An 800-nucleotide genomic window follows, 5' to 3' on the forward strand; every position below is an offset into this window, starting at 1 on the left:
GCCGCGGCCGCGGCGGCGGTGCCGGCGCTGGCCGCCAGCAGCGCGTCCACCTCGCTGAGGGTGTCGCGCAGGTACCAGTGCCCGTCACGGCGCACCAGCACCGCGGTGGTGTCGATCTGTTCGCCGTCCAGCGGGTACTGGATGCGCACCACCGCCTGGTCGCCCTGCTGGTTGACCAGGCCGGTGCGCAGCGCGCCGGCGCTGGCGTCCAGGTCCAGGCCGTAGTCGGCCAGCACCGCCTTGAGGTCGGCCACGAACGGGCCCAGCCGGCGCAGGCTCTCGTCCATGCCCAGGGTGCGCAGGTCGGCATCGTTGCGCACGCCGGTGCGGCGCGCGCCCGCGCACAGCCGCGCGAGCGCTGCCTGCGCACGCTTGCGCTCGGACAGCGGCGCGCGCGCGGCCCAGGCGCTCAGCGCCTGCACCAGTTGCACGTAATGGCCGCGCTGCTCGGGCGTGTAGTGGCCCTGGTTGCGCAGGAACTGCACGCCGAACAGGCCCAGCGAGTGCGCCGCCTGCTTCAGGCTCGCCGCCTGGCCGCCGAACTGCGCGTCGAAGGCGCGCTGCAGCTGGCGCTCGGCGTCCGGCGCGGCGAGGGTGTCGAGCACCTCGGGCAGGCGTTCGGCCAGCGGCAGCTCGGTCAGCGGCCAGCGGCTGCGGTCCTCGCTCCAGGCCTGTTGCAGGCGCTGGTACTGGGCCGGCGGCACCGCGGCGCGGGCGTAACCGAGCAGGTCGTTGCGCTGCAGCGCGTGCGCCAGCGTGCGCACCGCGGCGGCCGGCTCGGCGCTGGCGCCGGGCAGTTC

The 800-nt window shown here is 76.1% G+C and carries 1 protein-coding gene; it reads right to left on the reverse strand.

Annotated elements, in window-relative coordinates; all coding sequences use genetic code 11:
• Positions 1-800: hypothetical protein (locus tag D180_RS10135; RefSeq protein WP_017912705.1), on the reverse strand; the 800-nt coding region annotated here is incomplete at both ends.

It is taken from the genome of Xanthomonas sp. SHU 166, assembly GCF_000364685.1.
GTDB lineage: Bacteria > Pseudomonadota > Gammaproteobacteria > Xanthomonadales > Xanthomonadaceae > Xanthomonas_A > Xanthomonas_A sontii.